Below are 18,884 nucleotides of genomic sequence, written 5' to 3'. Positions count from 1 at the left end.
TCCGGCGGGCACCGGCGTCTCATACGGCGACGACCGCACGCACTCCCAAGTGGCGGGGACTGAACCACCGGAAGCGCAAGCGCCATGCGCGCGCCACCCCTCGCCACGTTCCCCGCTCGGCGTACGACGTGATGCGCTGCCTTGTACACGCGGTGACCAGAGATCCACGTGGCGTGATCGACGCGCGATCGACCCCGGCGTGCATGACCGGGCCGCAAGAACGCCACCACGGCATCGAGCGGCCCGTGCGGGACCATGCGGACCGGGCAAGCAGTGCCTTGAAGTGCCATGAAGAGCGATGGACGAAGCCCTCGGCAAGCCCTTGGCGTTAACGGAAAGGAACGAGCGCTCATGCGCGAGATCCTCGGAAGGCGACGCAAGAACCTGTTCCGGCGCACGGGGAGGTCGGCGCTGCTCGGTGCGGCGCTTCACTGCGCCACCGAGTGGCAGTGGCCCGTACTTCCCGGCGTGGCGCTCGGCCCCGCCGGCCGGCAGCCCGCCGGTGCCCGGCTCGGCCTCGGCGAGCGGCCCGCCCGCCGCTGCAGCTGCCCCGACCCGGACTGTGTGGTGCCCGGCGCGCACCCCTTCGACCCCGGTCTGCTCGCGGCGACCACCGACGCCCGAATGGTGCGCTGGTGGTGGACCAACCGCCCGTCCGCCCCGATCGTGCTGGCCACCGGCGGCCGCGCACCCTGCGCGGTGAGCCTGCCGGCGGTCGCCGGTGCCCGCGCGCTGGCCGCCCTGGACCACTTCGGCGTCCGCGTCGGCCCCGTGGTCGCCACGCCCACCCGCTGGTCACTGCTCGTATCGCCGTACGGCCTCGCGGAGTTGGGGGAGCTGCTGCACTCGCAGGACTGGGTGCCCAGCTCGCTGCGGTTCCACGGCGAGGGCGGCTATGTGGTGCTCCCGCCCTCCCAGATCGGCGCCGGCCGGGTGCGCTGGGAGCGGCCGCCGGCGGCCCCCAAGCCCTCGACTGCTCCCCCACTCTCACCTTCGTTCGAGCGGGGGGACCCCCATGCGCAGGGGGGACCCCCATCCCCCGCCGCCCCCTGGCTGCCGAAGGTGGCCACCATCGTCGACGCCCTGGTGACGGCCAGCACCAGCACTCCGGACGGCGGCAGCCGGCTCGCGTACTGACGGGCGCGGCACGGGCGACCTCGAAGGAACCGCGGGCGGTTCACCCGTACGGGTGTGACGGGCCCGATCACTACGGGAAATGGGTGTCCGGACGACCGGACGCACCGCCCGCGGCCGATAGGTTCGGCACACCGTCAAGCCGTCGGCGTCGACGACGGCATCTCAATCGCAGGTGGGGCCCATGCAGCGTGCGCAGAAACTCCGCATGACCGGGCTCGCCGGTGTGGCGACGCTCGCCGTCGCCGTCCCGCTCGGCGCCGCGACGGCCGGCCCGGCCGCCCCACTCCTCCCGCACCGCCGGGCCGCGGCCCCCCGCGCCGGACAAGGAACACGCACGGCCGAAAACCACCCCCTGCTCGCAGGGGACATGGCGGGGAAAAGCGGCACCGAGGCACGGAGAAACGGCGCCAAGCCGGGGGAAATCGGCGCCAAGGCGGGCGAACGCGATGCCAAGACCGGGGGACGCGGCGCCGGGGCGGGCAAGAGTGCCGGTGCCGCCGCCTCCCACCGTCCCGCCGGATCGCGGGCGGCCACCGGGGCCCGGGCCGGATCCCCCGACGGCGCCCTCGACGGCCCGCTCGACGCCCTCGGGCTGCCGCTCCTCTCCGGCCGGATCACCCACTGCGGCCCCGAACTCGCCTCCGGGCGGGGCACCGAGGCGCAGACCTGTGTGCTCACCGAGCGCGGCCGGACCTGGGCGCGGACGTACTACCGCAATGTCACCGGCGGCGCGCTGCGGGCCGTCCTGACCCTGCTGCGCCCGGACGGCCGGAGCATCCAGGTGAACTGCGAGGTACCGGCGGCCGATGTGCCGGGCGTGTGTGAGACGCCGGCCGGCCGGACCGTGCGCGGGGACCGCACCGGATACGCGGCGGTCGCGGAGTTCACGGACGCGGCGGGGGAACGGCTGCTGTTGCGCTCCGGCAGCAACTCGGCGGCGGACCAAGGAAGCCGGGCGGCGGGTGGCCGGGAGGCGGAGGGGCCGGCGGCGGAGGGCCGGGAGGCGGACGGCAGCGACTCGGGCTGATCGCCGCGCGCGGCCGTTCGTACTGCTCGTCCGTGCTGCTCGTCCGCGCTGATCGCCGCGCGTGCTCGTGCCCCGGCGTGCTCGTCCGTGCGCGCTGATCGTCCGGCCCGATCGGAATGCCTGGTTCCGGAATACCTGGCTCCGGACATGGAAGCGCCCGGTCGCTGGCGACGGGGGATGCACCAGCGACCGGGCTTTTAGAACCGTAACAAGAGATCGGCGGTTCGCAAATTCGATCGTGGAATTCCGGACGCTTATTTACCGTCAGGTAGGGGGAGTTGTGACTGGCGTCACGCAAGGGTCCCCCGATGCGTACGGTGCGCACGAGCGCCGCCGGGACGGTCAGTTCAACGGTCAGCTCAGCGTGATCTGACGGTTGGTGAGGCCGCCGCGCGCCCGGCGTTCGTCGGCGGTCAGCGGGGTCTTCGCCGCGAGCGCCTCGGTCAGCCGCTCGGCGAACTCCACGGCCGGCTTGGTGACCTCGTCCGCCCCCATCGCGGAGGGCAGGTCCCACACCGGTACGACCAGCCCGTGGGCGCGGAACGAACCGACCAGACGGGTGCCCTCGCCGAGCGAGGACGCGCCCGCCGCGTGCAGCCGGGCGAGCGCGTCCAGCAGCTGCTCCTCGGGGTGGGCGGTGACCCAGCGCAGGTGGTTCTTCTCGGGCGCCTCGCACCAGTACGCGCCCTCCAGGCCGGGAATCCGGGCGGTCGGGATGGCGGCCGCGTTGGCCCGCTCCAGAGAGGCGGCGACCTCACCGGTGGCGTTCTCGGCGTTCTCCACCCAGAACTCGAAGCCCGTGTGGACGGTCGGCTCAAAAGGAGCGTTCAGGTCGAGCAGGTCCTGCAGGCGCGGACCCTCGGCGGAGGAGCGTGCGGCGGCGACCGGATTGCCCGGTTCCGCGGCCAGTGCGCGCTGCAGGGTGTCCGCGAGGTCGCGGCTGATGTCACCGGAGGCGGTGTCGTTCTGCAGCCCGAGCAGGATCGCCCCGTTGTCGCGGCGCAGCGCGGGCCAGGCCATCGGCAGCACCGTCGCCAGCGTCACGGAGGGCACGCCCTCGGGCAGCCCGCCCTTCAGCGTCAACTCGGCGGTGGCGGCGGGCACCAGCTCGCGCATCGCCACCCAGTCGCACTCGCCGGGCAGGCCCTCGAAGGGGCGCTGCACCAACTCGGTGACGGCGTGCGCCGCGCGCCGCCCGTGACACGCCTTGTACCGGCGGCCGGAACCACACGGGCAGGGCTCACGAGCGCCGACGACCGGCACCTCCCCGTCCTTGATCTGCGGTGCTGCGGACTGGGGCTGGGGGCGGCGCTTCTTGGCCATGCGACGGCTTCTCCTGGTCGGTCCCGGTCGTACGCGTTTCGGCGCGAGCCTAGGCCATCGCGTACCGGGGCGCCCTGACCGAGCGGGGGGCCGTCGCGGGTGTCTTGCGCTCTCGACCCTCAGGCCGAGTCCTGTGCCTCTACGCCATGTCCTCGGTCCCGATGCCAAGCGGTGTGCGAGTACGCCAAGTCCTTGGCCCCGACGCCAAGCGGTGTGCGAGTACGCCGAGATCTCGACCCCGACGTCAAGCGGTGTGCGAGTACGCCAAGTCCTCGACCCCGACGCCAAGCCGTGTGCGAGTACGTCGAGACCTCGGCCCCTACGCCAAGTCCTCGATGTCCAGGAAGGCGGCCGGGTTCAGCGGCAGGCCGGTGGGTGCGAGTGAGGACGGCAGACCGGCGACCGGGTCGGACATCGCGGCGCCGGTCGGATGGGGCATCAGATCCACGCGCGTAGCGAACGCGCCCTGAAGAGAGAGCACTGCCCAGACCGTGACCTCCCCGGGGGCGCTGTCGCGTACGCCCCAGTCCTTGGCGAGCGAGCGGATGATCGCCAGTCCCCGGCCGCCGTGCGCCGTGACGGAAGGGGTCGCCGGGCGCGGTCGGGTCGGCCCGCCGCCGTCCGTGACCGCAACCGTCAGCCGGCCCTGCCCGTCGATCTGCCAGGAAGCCCGCACGGACGCCGTGGCCCCCACTCGCGAGCCGTTCCGAGCCGTCACCGGGCCCGCCGGGCCGGGTTCGTCGATCGGACGGGCATGCCGGCAGGAATTGCTCAGCAACTCCGAAAGGACCAGGACCGCGTCATCGACGACCGTGTCCTGAACTCCGCTTGCCAACAGCTCTTCACGCATGCGCCGCCTGGCCATGCCCACGCCCACCGGGCCATGGGGTACGGCCATGATCGACGACGTCGGCACCTCTTGTGCCACCACCAACGCCACCCCCGAGACCTCCTTTGCCCCACGCCACGGGATGAATGCCCCAATGGACTGGACCGGAAACCGGCCACGCGGCACGCAGTGACGCACAAACCGGCATCGGATACCGGCCGAATGCGCCGGTGCACACCCTGTGAGGGGCTTTAGCCAAGGCCGAGTTGCATTCGTACCTGCTTGGGGCGATTTGTGATCACCGCATCGACTCCCAATTCCTGGCACAGCACGACATCATCGGGTTCGTTGACCGTCCACACATGCACCTGATTGCCCGCTCGATGCGCCTTCGCGACGTATTCGGGATGTGCCCGGAGGATCCGGATACCGGGCCCCGCGATGTCCACGCCCGCCGGCAACCGGCCGTCGCGGTAGCGGGGGGTGAGGAATTGCATCAGGTAGACGACGGGGATGGCGGGTGCCGCGGTCCGGACGCGGTGCAGCGAACGGGCGGAGAAACTCATCACCCGCACCGGAGACGGCTGGTCGGCGCTCATGGCCGGTTTCGTGTAGCCGAACCGGCCCAGCAGCTCGACCAGTCGCTCTTCCACCTGTCCGGCCCAACGCGTCGGATGTTTGGTCTCGATGGCCAGCTCGACCCGGCGGTCCGCGTCGGCCACCAGCTCCAGCAGCCGCTCCAGCGTCAGTACGGACGTCCGCTCGGGATCCTCGTTCTGCCGGTCCGGCGCCTCGCCCCCGAACACCCCGCCCTGGCGGCCCGGCGCCTCGGCCCCGAACGCTCCGCTGCCGAGCGCCCCACTGCCGAGCGCCCCACTGCCGAGCGACTCCTCCTTCCAGGAGCCGAAGTCGAGGGAGGCGAGATCGGCGAGTTCGAGGGCGGAGACCGCGCCGCGCCCGTTGGAGGTGCGGTTCACCCGCCGGTCGTGCACGCAGACCAGATGGCCGTCCGCGGTCAGCCGGACATCGCACTCCAGGGCGTCCGCCCCGTCCTCGATCGCCTTGCGGTACGCGGCCAGGGTGTGCTCCGGGGCGTCCTCCGAGGCGCCTCGATGGGCCACTACGGACATGGCGGGGCGATCCGGGTGGCGGTCCTGGGCGGGGCGTGCATAGCTCACCGCGTTATCGTGCCACTCGCCGGTGCCGGGCGGACCGGGCGGACCCCGGGGGCTGCGGGACCGGGTCCCCATCGGTCTTCGTCGCGGTCATCGTGGCGGTCTTTGTCGCGGTCTTTGTCGGGGTCTTTGTCGCGGTCTCCGTGAGGGCCTTGGCCGGCGCCTTGCTCGGGGCCTTCGCCGCGGTCTCTGCTGTGGTCCTCGTCACGGCCTTCGTCATGGCCTTCGTCGCGCTCTTCGCTACCGTCTTCGTCGCGGGAGCCCGCTGTGGGCCCCGCCGCGGGCCCCGGCGCATGGGACGGTCGTACCCCAACATGCGGAACAGCGGATGCGCCCGTTTTGTCCGGCATAAAGGATGAGAGCACAGTCACAGCCTCGGCTTACGGCGCTCTGACGCGCGGTGGGAAAGGCTGGGACGGAGCTTCGCCCGTATCGCCCGGCCCGTACCGTCGGCCAGGGACCCGCGGACCCACCGCGCGGCCTCGGCCGACGGCCCGGTCCGGCGGCCCGGGACTCGCCGAGACCGCCGGGATCCTGAATCCTGGGGTCTCGGACTGCCGGAGCACTGGAGCAGCCGAGAACTGAAGTACTTGAGGACTGGAGTCCGGGAGGACGGGAGCAGCGGAGAACCGGGAGTGCTGGGTGTACTGGGAGTGCTGGGACTACCAGGAGCGCTGGGAGTACTGGAGCACGGAACGGCGCGCCGGCCGTACTGGCGAGCCGCGAAGTGGGTAGCCGAGCCACCAACCGGAGGCAGTAGTAGGCAGGAGCAGGCAGGAGTGGCAGTCGCACTCGGAGACGCCGTCCGGTACGCACTCCCGGGCGCCGCGGGGACGCACTTCGTGTCACTGTCAAGACTCATCACCACCCGGTCGGACCGTGAGGCCCGACCGGACCGTAAGACCCCCATACGGGCCGCCGGGCCCGGCCGGGACCGTAAGGCCGTGAAGCTGAGGAGAGAGCTGTGAGCACCGAGAACGAGGGAGCCGTCCCGTCGGAGGCCAGGCCGCCGACCGGGGCGCAGCCGGACAGCGCTGCCGCGTCCGCCTCCGGCGCCCAGACTCCCGACGCCCCGCCGCCCGCGCCCGCGACTCCCCCCGCGGCACCCCCGCCGCCGGACTTCGCGCCGACCGTCGCCGCTGCGGGCGGCCCCGGCCACCCGCAGCAGCCCTACGAGTCGCCCCAGGCATCCCAGCCACACCAGGCGTCCCAGTCGGGATACCCAGGTGGTGAGCCCGCGGGGCCCGGGTACCCGGGTGATGAGCCCACCGCGTCCGGATCCGGATATCCGGGTGGCGAGCCCACCGCGCAGCTCCCCCCGTATGCCGCGGCCGGACACGGTTCCGCCGGCGGCGGCTGGGGCGGGCCCCCGTACGGCGGTGGGGGCGACCCGTGGGGAGGGGCCGGTACCGGTACCCCGGCTCCCAAGCGGCGCACCGGCGGGCTGATCGCCGCGGTCCTGGTGGCCGCGCTGGTCGCCGGCGGAGTCGGCGGCGGCATCGGCTACTGGGCCGCGGGCCGCGACGACGCCGCCTCGACGACGGTCTCCGCGCCCGGTGACGCCGGCGCGCTGAACCGCAAGCCCACCTCGGTCTCCGGGATAGCGCAGCGCGCGCTGCCGAGCGTCGTCACGATCGAGGCGCAGGGTGCCACCGGTGAGGGCGGCACCGGCACCGGCTTCGTCTACGACAAGCAGGGCCACATCCTCACCAACAACCACGTGGTCGCCAGTGCGGCCGACGGTGGCAAGCTCACCGCGACGTTCTCCAACGGCAAGAAGTACGACGCCGAGGTCGTCGGCCACGCCCAGGGCTACGACGTCGCCGTGATCAAGCTCAAGAACCCGGGTGACGCCACCCTCAACCCGCTCCCACTGGGCAAGTCGTCCAACGTGCAGGTCGGCGATGCCACGATCGCGATCGGTGCGCCCTTCGGCCTGTCCGGCACGGTCACCACCGGCATCATCAGCGCCAAGGACCGGCCGGTGGCGTCCAGCGACGGCGGCGGCAGCCAGGCGTCGTACATGAGCGCCCTCCAGACGGACGCGTCGATAAACCCGGGTAACTCCGGCGGCCCCCTGATGGACGCCGGCGGCAACGTCATCGGCATCAACTCCGCGATCCAGTCGGCCGGCAACGGCGGCGGCCTGGGCGGCGAGTCCGGCCAGTCCGGCAGCATCGGGCTGGGCTTCGCGATCCCCATCGACCAGGCCAAGCGGGTGGCCCAGGACCTGATCAAGACCGGCAAGCCGGTCTATCCGCAGATCGGCGTCCAGGTCGGCATGCGGGACACCGGCGACGGCGCGACCATCGCCCAGACGGGCAACAACGGCTCCGACGCGGTCACCCCGAACGGCCCGGCCGACAAGGCCGGCCTGCAGCCCGGCGACACGATCACCAAGCTCGACGACACGGTCATCGACAGCGGCCCCACCCTCATCAGCGAGATCTGGCAGCACAAGCCCGGCGACCAGGTCACCCTGACCTACAAGCGCGCCGGCAAGGAGCACACGGCCAAAGTCACCCTGGGGCAGCGCACGGGCGACAAGTGACGCGCTAATCTGATCCCGCGGCACCCGCGCTCCCACGCGCCGGCGCCGCGGGGAGGCTTGCCCGAGCGGCCTAAGGGAACAGTCTTGAAAACTGTCGTGGCGGCAACGTCACCGTGGGTTCAAATCCCACAGCCTCCGCCGAGGTCAGCGTCTTAGCTGGTCAGAAGGGGTGCCCGTGTAGATCGGGTGCCCCTTCGGGGTTTCAGGTGTCGCGCTCTGCAGCGCGTCCGTCCCGGTGGGGATCAGCTTGTGGGGGCGAGGCGTGGACCAACGTGGATCGGAAGGGCGTCAGCCTTGTCTTTGACTCTGCCTTTGACTGGTAGGCGTCGAGTTCGCTGCGTAGCGTCTGGCTCGGATACGGCCGCTCGTGCGGCTTCAGCAGCACCTTCCGGAGGCTGCTGAGCGGGGCCACCGTGGGGCGGGCGTCGTACTCGACGCTGTCCTCGTCCTCGTAGTCGTCAAGCCGGCCCCACGGGGGATGGCGAAGGGGGACGACTTCCACCGGAAGTGGCCTTTTACGGCAGGGGGTCTGCCAGTGCGTGCCTCGGTGTGAGTTGTGCACCTCTTCGAGATACCAGGCAGCGACCTGCAGGAACGCCTCGCTGTCCTGCTCCCGGAACGCTTCCTCCGAGGGAACCTCTCTCGCACTGCCTCCTCCAGGAGACCCAATGGCTCGGGGGAGAGGTCCCACAGACCGCTGACCTCCCGCACCCGTGTCGAGAACCGAGAGTGCTGCTCACGCAACCACAGGGGCAAGACATCGTTCTGCGATCGCAGCGCGTCCAGCTTGCGCGCTTCCCGGATGTCCTTGTCGCTCCAGTTCCCTCTGCAGTTCCCTCTGCGCTCGTGGGTCCAATCCTTAGCCATCGTGCGGACGCCCCGAGCGGCATCAATTGCCTTGGGGGATTGAGGGGTTGAGTCGTTCCCCTAACTCGTCATCTGCTGTGCGGCCCCGTGGAGAGTGCGGCACCGGCTGCTGTAGGAGAGCAGTCGGAAGGGGGATGTGCTGGGGCCAGAGATAAATGGGTGGCGTGGTGGGGGGCGTCGGGTGAGTGTGGGGTTATGAGTTGTATGCGGGAGTTTGAGGAATTGGTTGCCGAGGCGGAGGTCGTTTCGGTGGAGGGGTGGGATTTTTCGTGGTTGGAGGGGAGGGCTACGGAGGAGCGGCCCTCTTGGGGGTATCAGCGGGCGATGGGGGAGCGGTTGGCGCGGGTGGGGGCGGCGCTGGACATCCAGACGGGGGGTGGGGAGGTGCTGGCCGGGGTGCCGAAGTTGCCGCCGGTGATGGCGGCCACGGAGTCCTGGCCGCCGAACGTCGCGAAGGCCACCGCGCTGCTGCATCCGCTCGGTGCGGTCGTGGTGGCCGATGCGGACGAGCCGCCGCTGCCGTTCGCCGATGCGGCCTTCGATCTTGTGACGAGCCGTCATCCGGTGACCGTGTGGTGGGAGGAGATCGCCCGGGTGCTGCGGCCCGGGGGAATGTATTTCTCCCAACAGGTGGGGCCGGCCAGTGTGTTCGAGCTGGTGGAGTACTTCCTCGGACCGCAGCCTGAGGACGTACGGCGGGCGCGGCATCCCGAGGATGCGCGGCGGGCGGCGGAGGCGGCCGGGCTGGAGGTGGTCGATCTACGGGCCGAGTCGTTGCGGACCGAGTTCTTCGACATCGGGGCGGTTGTTTATTTCCTGCGGAAGGTGGTGTGGATGGTGCCCGGGTTCAGCGTGGAGCAATACCGGGACCGGCTGCGGGAGTTGGATGAGGAGATCCGGCGGGAGGGCCCTTTCGTGGCACATACGACGCGCTTTTTGATCGAGGGGAGGAAGTCGGACCGCGGGATTTAGCGCGGGATTCAGCGCGGCATTCACCGCGGGATTTAGCAGGGTGTGTGTTGTTGGGGAGGGGGGTGTGTTGGGGGAGCAGTGTGTGTTGGTGAGGAGGGTGGTGTGTTGGTGGGGAGGAGTGGGGCGTGGGAGGGGTCTGTCAGTGCTGGCGGGATGCTGAGGTGATGGTTGCGCGGGCCTCGTGTTCGGGGAGGCCGGTGTGGCAGGCGGCCTCGGTCAGGCGGGCGGCGAGCTCCGGGCCGAGGCCGTCCTCGTAGGCGCGGCAGGCGGCCCAGAAGAGCCGGGCGTTGCGCTGACCGACCGGGGAGGAGCGCACGAAGCGTACGAGCGCCGCGGCTGGCTGGGACGGGACGCCGGGCGGTGGCTCGTCTCCGGCACCGGCGTGCTGCGGGGAGGCGCGCCGGGTGGGTGTGGGCGGGTCCGTGAGCAGCGTGAGCAGGGCACCGGGGACGGGGGCCGGGCGGGCCGGGGCGTTCGGTGCGAGGACGTAGCGGCCGTGGGCGGTGAGTGAGCCGGGGCCGACCAGATAGCCGCCTGCGCCGCGGATGTCTATACCGGGGGCGAGGCGGCCGACCGAGTTCGGGACGGGCGGGGACGGCGGGCCGGTGAACCAGACGTGCCGGCCGCCGCTGGGGGTGCGGACCATGATCGTTGGCGGGACCGGGAAGTCGTGCGCCTCGGCGAGGAACAGCAGGGCGGTCAGGCCGTCGGCGCCGTTTTTGGTGTCGAGGTCGAGACCTATGAGGTGGTGCGGCGGCAGCCCGCAGGCGATGCCATAGCCGGTGGCCCAAGGGGCGGCGGCGAACATGCGGCGGATGGTGAACGGGTCGGTGCTTGCGTCGTGCACACCGTGCCCGAGGCGGCCGCAGCCGCCGTGGCAGGGCGGGACCTCGGGGTGGCCACGGTGCGGGGACCGCAGGGCGGGCAGCTTGGCGCGGGTGAGCGGGATGACGGGATAACCGCGCTCGGCGGCCGCCAGCGCTTCGGCCAAGGCGGCGGTGTGGGCGTCGGGGGGTGGGGCCAGGGTGGGGGCGGCTCTCCCGTCATTCCTGTCGGAGGGGGGCGGGGGGTGGATGGGAGTGCTGTGGCCGGGTGTCGGCTCGGCGGGTGTGGACTCGCTCGCCGTCGGGGCGATAGCCGTGGGCTCGTTGGCCGTGGGTTCGCCGGGCGGCGGATCGCTGACCGGGGCCTTGCCGGCCGTTTGCTCGCTGGTCGTCGGCTCGTTGGCCGTGGGCTTGCTGGCTGGGGGCTCGTTGGCCGGGGGCTTGTCGGTCGTCGGCTCGCTGGGTGTGGGCTCGTTGGCCGTGGGTTCGCTGGGCGTCGGATCGCCGGCCCTGGGTTCGCCGGCCGTCGGATCGCCCGCCGTTTGCTCACCGGCTGTGGGGTGGTCGGTGGTGGGGTGGTCGGCCGGTGGGTGGGTGGGCGCGGTGGTAGGTGGGCGCGAGGAGGACGCGGTCGGTGGTGACCACTGTTTGTCGGCGGGTGGGCGCGACGGGGCAGCGGTCGGTGACGCTTGCCGCCGCGCGTCGGCCGGTGACTCCTGCCATCGTCCGTTGGTCAGTGACTCCTGCCAGCGCCCGTCGGCTGGTGTCTCCTGCCACTGCCCGTTGGTCTGTGTCTCCTGCCGCCGTCCGTCGGCCGATGTCTCCTGCCACCGCCTGTCGACCGGTGACGCTTGCCAGCGCCCGTCGACCGGCGGTGCTTGCCTCCGTCCGTCGGCCGGCGACTCTTGCCTTCGTCCGTCGGCCGGTGGCTCGGTATGGCGTAGGTGCAGGGGTGCCATGACGTTATTTTCGTACGAACGTTCGAGTAAGGGAAGGGGGCGCGCGGGGGAGGGTTCGTGCGCCGGGTGGCTTGGCGGGGCGGGTGGGGGGCGCTCATCGCGGCGGGGGCAGGGGGTGTCGGTGGGCTGTGTCCGCGTCGTGGGGTGGGGGTGGGGCGACGTGAGGCGGCGGGGGTTTACCCGGGGTTCCTCATGCTTGCGGGGGAATCGGGCCTTCGCGGCGGGTTCGCCGGGGATTCGTGGGCAAGCCTGAGTTCGCGACGTCGCGGCAAGCATCGTGGTGGCCGGCCAACTGCCCGATGGAACAGCGGAGTTACCGCACTTGACCAGGCGTGATCAGGCCCCGCGGGCCCGGTCCGGCAGGTCGGATCCAGAAGTTGTGTTCCGTAGGAGGAATTGACATGGCAAGCACCCGTACTGCCCGCGTCCTCGCTGTGGCCGCCGCGCTGCCCTTCGCGGCCGCGGTCCTTTCCGGCGTGGCGCAGGCTGACAACGGCGGCTTTGCGAACAACGGGTCGAATGCGGCGTCGACGAGCCAGGGGGGCGTCCTCATCGGCGACGACAACCACGGCAATGCGACCAACGGCCAGCAGGTTGCCAACGGTGCCGGCGCCTCCAACCAGAACAACACCGCGAGCGTCAACGGCTCCGGTTTCACGGACATCGACCAGGCCAACACCACCGTCAGCTTCGGGAACAACATCGGCTGACCCGGGGCCGCCGTATGGGGAGTGGCGGCTGACCGAGGGGTGATACGTCGAGGCCGGTACCGAGGGCATGGGCTGCCCGGGGTTCACCGCGCCGGCCTTGACAGTGAGCGGGTTTCTGACGGACAGTCAGAAATCCGCTCACTTGTGCGTGCCGGAGTGGGACCGTCACGGGTCACCGGACCGCCGGGTCAGGGGACCAGAGGATCAGGGGTCAGGGGACCAGGAGGCAGGGGGTCTCAGGGGTCCCTCGGGCCATCGGCCCATGGGGCCATGGGGCCATCGGCCCATGGGGACATCGGGCCGTCCGGGATCGCCGGGTATCGGGCCACAGAAGGGGAGGCCGTCGACGTGCACCTCGCCCCCACCGCGCGCCAGGAACGCCTGCGCGCCGAACTCCGCACGTACTTCAGGGACGTGATGCCGGACGGAGTGCCGGCGGGTGCTGCCGCCCAGCGTGCGGTGCTGCGCCGGATCGGTGCCGACGGCATGCTCGGCCTCGGCTGGCCGACGGAGTACGGCGGGCAGGGGCGCGGCCCCGACGAGCAGTTCGTCTTCTTCGACGAGGCGTACCGCGCCGGCGTGCCGGTCTCCATGGTCACCCTCAACACCGTCGGTCCGACCCTGATGAAATACGGCACGCGGCGGCAGAAGGAGTTCTTCCTGCCACGGATCCTCCGGGGCGAGATCGTCTTCGCGATCGGCTATACGGAGCCGGAGGCCGGGACCGACCTCGCGGCGCTCCATACTCGTGCGGTGCGCGAGTCGGCCTCTGATACGGAGGCGCGGCAGGGGCCTCCCGGAGGCGCAAACGGGGGCGGTGCCGGTGGCGAGGTGGATGGTCCCGCCGGTGGCGAGGGCGGTGGTCCCGCCGGTGGTGAGGGCGGTGGCGAGGCTGGTGGTCCCGCCGGCTCCGGGACCGGTGGCGAGGTCGGTAGTGAGGGCAGGCGTGAGGCCGGTGGCGGGGCCTGTGATGAGGCGGGTGGCGAGGCCGGCGGTGAGGGCAATCATGAGGCCGGTGGTGAGGCCCACGGGCACTGGCTGATCAACGGGGCCAAGACCTTCACCAGTAACGCCCATCAGGCCGACTGGATCTGGCTGGCCTGCCGCACCGATCCCGACGCGCCCAAGCACAAAGGCATCTCGATCATCCTGGTGCCGACCGATGCGCCGGGCTTCTCCTGGACGCCGATCGAGACGGTCGGCGGGCTGCGGACCACCGCCACGTACTACGACGACGTACGCGTCCCGGCCGGCCACCTCGTCGGTGCGGAGAACGCCGGCTGGCAGCTGATCACCAACCAACTCAACCACGAGCGCGTGGCGTTGGCCGCGATCGGCATGCAGGCCGAGGACGCGTACCGCGCGGCGCTGGAGCACGCCCGGACGGCCGACCCGCGGACCGGGGAGCGGCCGGCGGACCGGCCGTGGGTCCGGTCCCGGCTCGCCGAGGTGCACGCCCGGCTGGCCGCGACCCGGCTGCTGAACTGGCGGCTGGTCGGTGAGGTGGGCGCCGGGACGCTCAGCCCCGGCGATGCCAGCGGGGTCAAGTTCGCCGGGACGGAGAGTGCGGTCGAGGTCTACCGGATGTGCCAGGAGGTGGTCGGCGAGGCCGCCCTGGTGCGGGCCGGTTCGCCGGGCTCGTACGGGGACGGCGAACTGGAGCGGATGAACCGTGCGGCGCAGATCAACACGTTCGGGGGCGGTGTGAGCGAGGTCCAGCGGGAGATCGTCGCGACGATGCGGCTGGGGATGCGGAGGGGGCGGCGATGACGGCCACCGGGGACCTGTTCGAGCGGCTGAAGGCGTACGAGGGGCGGCCCGCGGCCACCGCCGGCGTCGGTAAGGACCCGGTCAACGCGGCGATGATCCGGCACTGGTGCGAGGCGATGGGGGACGCCAACCCGGCGTACGAGGGGCCCGACGCGATCGCCCCGCCGACGATGCTCCAGGCCTGGACGATGGGCGGGCTCTCCGGCCATCAGGGCCGCTCGGGGGCGTACGACGAGCTGTCCGCGCTGCTCGACGGCGCCGGTTGCACGGCTGTGGTGGCGACCGACTGCGAGCAGGAGTATCTGCGCCCGCTGCGGCCGGGCGACCGGATCACCTTCCACGCGGTGATCGAGTCCGTGTCGGAGCGCAAGGTCACCAAGCTGGGGGCCGGCCACTTCGTCACGACGCGGATGGACATCCTGGCGGAGGGGGAACTGGCGGGGACGCACCGCTTCCGGATCCTCAAGTACGCCCCGGCGCCGGTACGTCGGAAGGGCGCACCACCGCCAGCGGCACCACCATCCGCACCACCATCCGCCCTACCATCGGCCCCACCATCGTCACCGCAGACGCGGGCACCCATGGCGCAGGCACCGGCGAAGGCGCAGGCACCGGCGAAGGCGCAGGTACTGGTGAAGGCGCAGGCACCGGCGAAGGCGCAGACACCGGCGAAGGCGCAGACACCGGCGAAGGCGGAGGCACCGGCGCAGGCACCAGCGCAGGCACCGGCGAAGGTGCGGCGGCCGCGGCCGGTGATCAACCGGGACAACGCGGGGTTCTGGGAAGGCGTGAGCCGGCACACGCTGCTGATACAGCGCTGCGGCGGATGCCGGACGCTGCGCTTCCCCTGGCTTCCCGGTTGCCAGGCATGTGGCTCCCCCGAGTGGGACCCGGTCGAGGCGAGCGGCACCGGCACCGTCTACTCGTACGTGGTGATGCACCACCCGCCCTTCCCGGCCTTCGACCCGCCTTACGCGGTGGGGCTCATCGAACTCGCCGAGGGTGTGCGGATGGTCAGCAACGTGATCGGCGTGCCCTGCGACAAGGTGCGGATCGGGATGCCGGTGCGGCTGGAATTCCTGTCCGTGGACGAGGAGTTGGAGCTGCCGGTCTTCCGCGGGATCGAGGCGTGCGGCGGTCGGTCTCCCGCGGGGTCGGGGAGGGCCGAGGGCTGATGGACTTCACGCCCACCGAGGAGCAGTCCGCCGCCCAGCAGCTCGCGGCGCGCATCTTCGGCGACCTCGCGACGCATGACCGGCTCGCGGCGGCCGGTACCGCCTCGGACACCGAGCTCTGGAAGGCGTTGTGCGCGGCCGGGCTGCCGGCGGCCGTCGAGGAGATCGGGCTGCTGGGGCTGGCGCTGGTCCTGGAGGAGCAGGGCCGCACCACCGCGCAGGTACCGCTCGCGGCGACCTGCGCGTACGGCGTGCTGGCCGTCGCCCGGCACGGCACGGAGGAGCAGCGCGCACGGCTGCTGCCGGCGCTGCGGGACGGCACGGCGGTGGCGACCGGCGCGTTCCCGGCACGGGGTGCCGTCACCGCCACTACCGGCGCCCGCACCACGTCTACGGACGCCCGCACCACGTCTACGGACGCCCGCCCAGCGACTGCGGACGCCCGCCTAGCGACTACGGACGCGCGCCCAGCGACTACGGGCGCCGTCCCCGCCACTACGGGCGTCCGCCCAGCGACTGCGGACGCACGCCCAGCTACTCCGGGCGTCGTCACCGCGTCCCGCTCCGGGCAGGCGAGCGTGGACGGTGGTACCGGGTGGCTGAGTGGAGTCGTCCCCGTTGTGCCGTGGTTGCGGGACGCCACCCACGTACTGGTCCCGGACGCGGAGCGGGCGCTCTGGCTGGTGCGCGTCGCGGATGCCCGGGTCGAGCCGGTGGAGATGACCGCGCCCTGGGCGGCAGGACGGCTCACGCTCGACGGAACGCGGGCGGAGCGGCTGGGCGGGACGCGGGCCGAGCGGCTCGTCGGCACGCGCACAGGGCGGCTGGGCGGCCCGCGGGGGGACGGGGCAGCGGTCCTGCCCCCGACGCCGTACGACGACGTGCTGGCGGGCGCCCGCATCGTCTTCGCCGCCCTGCAGGCCGGGGTCTGTGCCGGCGCGCTGGCGCGTACGGTGGCCCACACCACCACCCGCGAACAGTTCGGCCGCCCGCTCTCCACCAACCAGGCGGTCCTGCTCCGCACGGCCGACGCGTACATGGATACCGAGGCCATCCGGGTCACCACCTACGAGGCGGCCTGGCGCCACGACGAGGGGCTGCCGTACGACGGGCAAGCGCTGACCGCCGCCTGGTGGGCCTCCGAGGCGGGCAGGCGCGTGGTGCACACCGGCCAGCATCTGCACGGCGGCATCGGCGCGGACCTCGACCACCCCGTCCACCGGCACTTCCTCTGGGGCCGCCAGCTCGACGCCCATCTCGGCTGTGGCGCCGAACTCCTGGAAGAACTCGGCCACTTGCTGACCAAGCCGGTGACCGATCCGGTGACCAAGCCGGTGACCAAGCCGGTGACCAAGCCGGTGACCAAGCCGGTGACCGATCCGGTGACCGAGCTGGTGACCGAGCTGGTGACGGAGGAGGAGCAGCATGACGATGCCTGAACAGTGCGCATCTCACGTGTGCGCATCTCAACAGGGCGCCTCTCCACAGGGCGGATCTCAACAGTGCACACCTCAACAGTGCGCACCTGACGAGCGCATGTCTGACCAGCGCACGCCCGACATCCGGGCCGGTGACGCACTGCCCGCCCTGGAGATTCCGATCACCCGCACGCTGATCGTCGCCGGCGCCCTCGCCTCCCGCGACTACCAGGACGTCCACCATGACGCCGAGCTCGCCCAGGCGAAGGGCTCCCCCGACATCTTCATGAACATCCTCACCACCAACGGGCTGGTGGGCCGCTACCTCACCGACCACTTCGGCCCCACCGCCGTGCTGCAGAAGCTCGCGATACGGCTCGGCGCTCCCAACTACCCGGGTGACACCATGACGTTGACGGGAACCATCACCGAGGTCGACGCCGCCACGGCCGCTGCCACCGCCACGGCCCCTGCCCCCGCCACGGCCCCTACCCCCGCCACCGTCCCCGCCCCCGCCCCCGCCAAGACCACCGTCCAAGTCCGCATCGTCGGTACCAACGCGCTCGGTCACCACGTCACCGGCACGGCGACCCTCCACCTCCCTCCGGGTGGGGTCGCGGCGTCCTGCGCGTCCTCGCCCCGCCGTTCTCCGGAGGGCGCCGTATGAGCCTGCACCGCCCCGACGCGCTCTCCGGGCGCGCCGCCATCGCCGGGATCGGCGCGACGGAGTTCTCCAAGGATTCCGGCCGTAGCGAGCTCAAACTCGCTGTCGAGGCGGTACACGCCGCGCTCGACGACGCCGGGCTGGGCCCGGCCGACGTCGACGGCCTGGTCACCTTCACCATGGACACCACCCCCGAGATCACGCTCGCGCAAGCAGCGGGCATCGGGGAGCTGTCCTTCTTCTCGCGCGTCCACTACGGCGGGGGCGCGGCCTGCGCCACCGTCCAGCAGGCGGCCCTCGCCGTCGCCACCGGGATCGCCGAAGTCGTCGTCTGCTACCGGGCGTTCAACGAGCGCTCGGGCCGCCGCTTCGGTTCCGGCGTCCAGGAACGGCAGCCCTCCGCCGAGGGCGCGGCGCTCGGCTGGAACCTCCCCTTCGGTCTGCTCACCCCCGCCTCCTGGGTCGCGATGGCGGCCCAGCGCTACCTCCACACCTACGGCCTCACCCCCGAGGCCTTCGGTCATGTCGCGGTCACGGATCGCCGGCACGCCGCCCGCAACCCGGCCGCGTACTTCTACGGCAAGCCGATCACCCTCGCCGATCACGCGGCCTCCCGCTGGATCGCCGAGCCGCTGCGGCTGCTGGACTGCTGCCAGGAGACCGACGGCGGCCAGGCCCTCGTCGTCACGACCCCCGAGCGCGCCCGTGACCTGCGCCGGCCGCCCGCACTGATCACGGCCGCGGCCCAGGGCGCCGGCCGCGCCCAGGAGCAGATGACCAGCTTCTACCGCGACGACCTGACCGGCTTGCCGGAGATGAACGTGGTGGCCCGCCAGCTCTGGCGCACCGCACGGCTGACCCCCGCCGACATCGACGTCGCCATCCTCTACGACCACTTCACCCCCTTCGTCCTCATGCAGCTGGAGGAGTTCGGCTTCTGCGCGCCGGGCGAGGCGGCCGGCTTTGTCGCCGCGGACGCCCTTCCGCTGAACACCCACGGCGGCCAGCTCGGCGAGGCGTACCTGCACGGCATGAACGGCATCGCCGAGGCCGTCCGCCAACTCCGCGGCACCTCCCCCAACCAGACCCCGGACGCCAGCCACGTGCTGGTCACGGCGGGGACCGGCGTACCGACCTCCGGGCTGGTCCTCAGCCGTGACCGAGCCGGCGCCCCGCCCGGGCCCACGGCGGGTCCCACGACAGTCCACCGGCCGGTCCCACGGCCGATCCCATAGCCCGGCCCCGCGGACAGTCCACGGGCGGATCCCATGGCCGACCCCATGACCGACCCCACGGCCGACCCCACGGCCGACCCCACGGTCGATCCCATGGCCGGTCCCGCGGACGAACCACCGGCCCGGTCCCACGGACAGTCCCCGGGCCTGCCCCTAGGGGGTGTCTTCAAATGATCTCGGGTGGTGGACCATGGTCGGGTGATACGTCGCCATGAACTATCCGATGCTGAGTGGGAGTTCGTCCGACC

Annotated in this window: 15 protein-coding genes and 1 tRNA gene; 12 read left to right on the top strand and 4 right to left on the bottom strand. The window is 72.0% G+C overall.

All coding sequences use genetic code 11. The annotated features are described in order from the left end of the window. Nucleotides 1-351 precede the first annotated feature (351 nt). Complete coding sequence (locus AB0E02_RS10670; RefSeq protein WP_362137653.1) at nucleotides 352-1,137, top strand: bifunctional DNA primase/polymerase; 786 nt, start codon at nucleotides 352-354, stop codon at nucleotides 1,135-1,137. A 181-nt stretch (nucleotides 1,138-1,318) separates the two neighbouring features. Next, nucleotides 1,319-2,164 carry a hypothetical protein gene (locus AB0E02_RS10665; protein WP_362137652.1) on the top strand — a complete coding sequence of 282 codons (846 nt, stop codon included), beginning with the start codon at nucleotides 1,319-1,321 and terminating at the stop codon, nucleotides 2,162-2,164. Between the two features lie 354 nt (nucleotides 2,165-2,518). Here AB0E02_RS10665 and AB0E02_RS10660 read toward each other — a convergent pair whose 3' ends face one another. From AB0E02_RS10660 to AB0E02_RS10650, 3 genes are all read right to left on the bottom strand, one after another. Continuing rightward, nucleotides 2,519-3,487, bottom strand: a complete 969-nt coding sequence (locus AB0E02_RS10660; protein ID WP_362137651.1) for a DUF5926 family protein — start codon at nucleotides 3,485-3,487, stop codon at nucleotides 2,519-2,521. A 319-nt stretch (nucleotides 3,488-3,806) separates the two neighbouring features. Then, entirely contained in the window at nucleotides 3,807-4,427 is a 621-nt protein-coding gene (locus AB0E02_RS10655) for an ATP-binding protein (RefSeq protein WP_362137650.1), read from the bottom strand. Nucleotides 4,428-4,567: 140 nt separating this feature from the next. Then, the gene (locus tag AB0E02_RS10650; RefSeq protein ID WP_362137821.1) at nucleotides 4,568-5,446 is read right to left on the bottom strand and encodes a glycerophosphodiester phosphodiesterase; all 879 of its coding nucleotides are present in this window, start codon (nucleotides 5,444-5,446) and stop codon (nucleotides 4,568-4,570) included. 1,009 nt (nucleotides 5,447-6,455) lie between these two features. On the opposite strand from AB0E02_RS10650, the gene AB0E02_RS10645 reads away from it, so the two are divergent. The 3 genes from AB0E02_RS10645 (at nucleotide 6,456) to AB0E02_RS10635 (ending at nucleotide 9,881) form a co-directional block, all read left to right on the top strand. Then, complete coding sequence (locus AB0E02_RS10645; RefSeq protein ID WP_362137649.1) at nucleotides 6,456-8,042, top strand: trypsin-like peptidase domain-containing protein; 1,587 nt, start codon at nucleotides 6,456-6,458, stop codon at nucleotides 8,040-8,042. Between the two features lie 51 nt (nucleotides 8,043-8,093). Beyond that, nucleotides 8,094-8,180, top strand: a tRNA-Ser gene (locus AB0E02_RS10640). A gap of 933 nt (nucleotides 8,181-9,113) precedes the next feature. Next, entirely contained in the window at nucleotides 9,114-9,881 is a 768-nt protein-coding gene (locus AB0E02_RS10635) for a class I SAM-dependent methyltransferase (RefSeq protein WP_362137648.1), read from the top strand. Between the two features lie 139 nt (nucleotides 9,882-10,020). On the opposite strand, the gene AB0E02_RS10630 is transcribed toward AB0E02_RS10635, so the two are convergent. Further along, nucleotides 10,021-10,905, bottom strand: a complete 885-nt coding sequence (locus AB0E02_RS10630) for a bifunctional DNA primase/polymerase (RefSeq protein WP_362137820.1) — start codon at nucleotides 10,903-10,905, stop codon at nucleotides 10,021-10,023. A gap of 1,160 nt (nucleotides 10,906-12,065) precedes the next feature. Between AB0E02_RS10630 and AB0E02_RS10625 the strand changes: the two genes are divergently transcribed. The 7 genes from AB0E02_RS10625 to AB0E02_RS10595 all read left to right on the top strand — a co-directional run bounded on the left by AB0E02_RS10625 (nucleotide 12,066) and on the right by AB0E02_RS10595 (nucleotide 18,636). Next, entirely contained in the window at nucleotides 12,066-12,374 is a 309-nt protein-coding gene (locus AB0E02_RS10625; RefSeq protein WP_362137646.1) for a hypothetical protein, read from the top strand. Nucleotides 12,375-12,722: 348 nt separating this feature from the next. Further along, entirely contained in the window at nucleotides 12,723-14,144 is a 1,422-nt protein-coding gene (locus AB0E02_RS10620) for an acyl-CoA dehydrogenase family protein (protein ID WP_362137645.1), read from the top strand. After that, nucleotides 14,141-15,319 carry an OB-fold domain-containing protein gene (locus AB0E02_RS10615; protein ID WP_362137644.1) on the top strand — a complete coding sequence of 393 codons (1,179 nt, stop codon included), beginning with the start codon at nucleotides 14,141-14,143 and terminating at the stop codon, nucleotides 15,317-15,319. The genes AB0E02_RS10620 and AB0E02_RS10615 overlap by 4 nt, the downstream gene beginning before the upstream one ends. Continuing rightward, on the top strand, nucleotides 15,319-16,758 hold the full coding sequence (locus AB0E02_RS10610; RefSeq protein ID WP_362137643.1) for an acyl-CoA dehydrogenase family protein: 1,440 nt from the start codon (nucleotides 15,319-15,321) through the stop codon (nucleotides 16,756-16,758). Before AB0E02_RS10615 ends, AB0E02_RS10610 begins: the two co-directional genes overlap by 1 nt. Further along, complete coding sequence (locus AB0E02_RS10605) at nucleotides 16,755-16,934, top strand: pentapeptide repeat-containing protein (RefSeq protein WP_362137819.1); 180 nt, start codon at nucleotides 16,755-16,757, stop codon at nucleotides 16,932-16,934. Before AB0E02_RS10610 ends, AB0E02_RS10605 begins: the two co-directional genes overlap by 4 nt. After that, nucleotides 16,856-17,404, top strand: coding sequence for a MaoC family dehydratase (locus AB0E02_RS10600; RefSeq protein WP_362137642.1), 549 nt, complete (start codon nucleotides 16,856-16,858; stop codon nucleotides 17,402-17,404). The genes AB0E02_RS10605 and AB0E02_RS10600 overlap by 79 nt, the downstream gene beginning before the upstream one ends. Continuing rightward, the gene (locus AB0E02_RS10595) at nucleotides 17,401-18,636 is read left to right on the top strand and encodes a lipid-transfer protein (RefSeq protein ID WP_362137641.1); all 1,236 of its coding nucleotides are present in this window, start codon (nucleotides 17,401-17,403) and stop codon (nucleotides 18,634-18,636) included. The genes AB0E02_RS10600 and AB0E02_RS10595 overlap by 4 nt, the downstream gene beginning before the upstream one ends. Nucleotides 18,637-18,884 lie beyond the last annotated feature (248 nt).

Origin of the sequence: Streptomyces sp. NPDC048196 (assembly GCF_040652715.1) — a bacterium.
In the GTDB taxonomy this organism is placed as follows: Bacteria; Actinomycetota; Actinomycetes; order Streptomycetales; family Streptomycetaceae; genus Streptomyces; species Streptomyces siderophoricus.
This window is presented reverse-complemented; position numbering and strand designations above follow the sequence as displayed.

Excerpts from the sequence above, each read along its gene's own strand:
- AB0E02_RS10600 (WP_362137642.1), top strand. The coding sequence starts at position 16,856 with ATGTCTGACCAGCGCACGCCCGACATCCGGGCCGGTGACGCACTGCCC.
- AB0E02_RS10670 (WP_362137653.1), top strand. The coding sequence starts at position 352 with ATGCGCGAGATCCTCGGAAGGCGACGCAAGAACCTGTTCCGGCGCACG.
- AB0E02_RS10615 (WP_362137644.1), top strand. The coding sequence starts at position 14,141 with ATGACGGCCACCGGGGACCTGTTCGAGCGGCTGAAGGCGTACGAGGGG.
- AB0E02_RS10650 (WP_362137821.1), bottom strand. The coding sequence starts at position 5,446 with ATGTCCGTAGTGGCCCATCGAGGCGCCTCGGAGGACGCCCCGGAGCAC.
- AB0E02_RS10610 (WP_362137643.1), top strand. The coding sequence starts at position 15,319 with ATGGACTTCACGCCCACCGAGGAGCAGTCCGCCGCCCAGCAGCTCGCG.
- AB0E02_RS10660 (WP_362137651.1), bottom strand. The coding sequence starts at position 3,487 with ATGGCCAAGAAGCGCCGCCCCCAGCCCCAGTCCGCAGCACCGCAGATC.
- AB0E02_RS10665 (WP_362137652.1), top strand. The coding sequence starts at position 1,319 with ATGCAGCGTGCGCAGAAACTCCGCATGACCGGGCTCGCCGGTGTGGCG.
- AB0E02_RS10635 (WP_362137648.1), top strand. The coding sequence starts at position 9,114 with ATGCGGGAGTTTGAGGAATTGGTTGCCGAGGCGGAGGTCGTTTCGGTG.
- AB0E02_RS10625 (WP_362137646.1), top strand. The coding sequence starts at position 12,066 with ATGGCAAGCACCCGTACTGCCCGCGTCCTCGCTGTGGCCGCCGCGCTG.
- AB0E02_RS10595 (WP_362137641.1), top strand. The coding sequence starts at position 17,401 with ATGAGCCTGCACCGCCCCGACGCGCTCTCCGGGCGCGCCGCCATCGCC.